Origin of the sequence: Pseudomonas parakoreensis, from assembly GCF_021602155.1 — a bacterium.
In the GTDB taxonomy this organism is placed as follows: domain Bacteria; phylum Pseudomonadota; class Gammaproteobacteria; order Pseudomonadales; family Pseudomonadaceae; genus Aquipseudomonas; species Aquipseudomonas parakoreensis.
The window spans coordinates 1-1,236 of record NZ_BQHY01000059.1; the positions used below are offsets into that span (position 1 = coordinate 1).

Annotated in this window: 1 protein-coding gene; it reads left to right on the top strand. The window is 56.3% G+C overall.

Annotated elements, in window-relative coordinates:
* The coding region (locus L6D63_RS28340) for a phage tail tape measure C-terminal domain-containing protein (RefSeq protein WP_276574673.1) at nt 1-1,236 on the top strand (1,236 nt) is incomplete at both ends.

Below are 1,236 nucleotides of genomic sequence, written 5' to 3' on the forward strand. Positions count from 1 at the left end.
TACATTGAGCAACTGACCAAGACCCGCGACCTGGTTGGCGCCAACGCAGCAGCTGAGGCGGCGTACACCGCAGTAAAAATGGGCGCCAGCGAGTCGCAGCAGGCTCAAGCCAAAGCCATCGCAAGCCAGACCGATCTTCTGAACAAGTATCAGGATGCGGTGAGGGAGAACAACAAGGTCGAGCAGGAGCGCCTGAAGGTTCTGCTGGTGGCGAGTTACACCGCCATGCAGGCCGCTGAGGATACGGCAGCCGCACAGAAGAAGGCTCTGGACGATACGGCAAAAGCGGCCGAAGAAAGTTCGGCCCGGCAAGTCAGCGCGATGCAGCGGATCATCGACAAGTCGATTAACCTGACTGCAGGTCGCAATCTGCTGCTGGTTGATCAGCAAAAGCAAGGGCTCAGTGGCTATGGGCTGCTGACAAATGGCGGTACCGCTCCAGCCGCACCGGCTACCCCGCGGAAAACGCCTCAGCAACTTGCCGAAGAGCAAATGGCGCAAATTTTGGCCGGCACCACGCCAAACAAGGCAACAAAAACCCCCAAGGGGCCTAGCGAAAAAGGTGAGCTGAACGCCGCATTGAGCGCCTTCGATGCCCTCTACAAAAAGGCAGACCCGGCAGCACAGGCTGTTCGAGATCTGACCGAGGCACAGGAGAAACTGCAGCTTGCCCTTTCGAAAGGGAAGATCACGCAGGAGCAATATGGTATTGCGCTTGGTCAGGCATCAAAGGATTACGCCGCAGTTATTGAAAAAAGTGGCGAGCTGAGCCAGGCCGAGCAGTATCGACTGCAGATACAGAAGCAACTCCAAACCCAGCAGGAAGCTGCCAACCAGGCAGCTGCTGCTATTGGGCAGGGAACCGAGGAGGCACAACGAGCCTCGGAGCGATTGAAGCTTGAAAGCGATCACAACGACCGAATCCTTGATCTGCGTACCAAGCTTGCCAGGGCGTCAACTGACCAGCAGCGCAAGGATTTACAGGATCAGATCAATATCACCGAAGAGCTATTCCCGCAGCAGGTCGCAATCATGGTGAATGGCTGGGCCAAAGTGGATAAGGCTCAGGCCGACTGGTCGAACGGTGCAAGGTCGGCATTTCAGAACTATGCCGAGCAAGCTGCTGATGTGGCCGGCCAAAGCAAATCGCTATTCACCAATGCCTTCAGCAACATGGAAGACGGCATCATCCAGTTCGTGAAGACCGGGAAGTTGTCATTCAAGGATCTGGCCGAC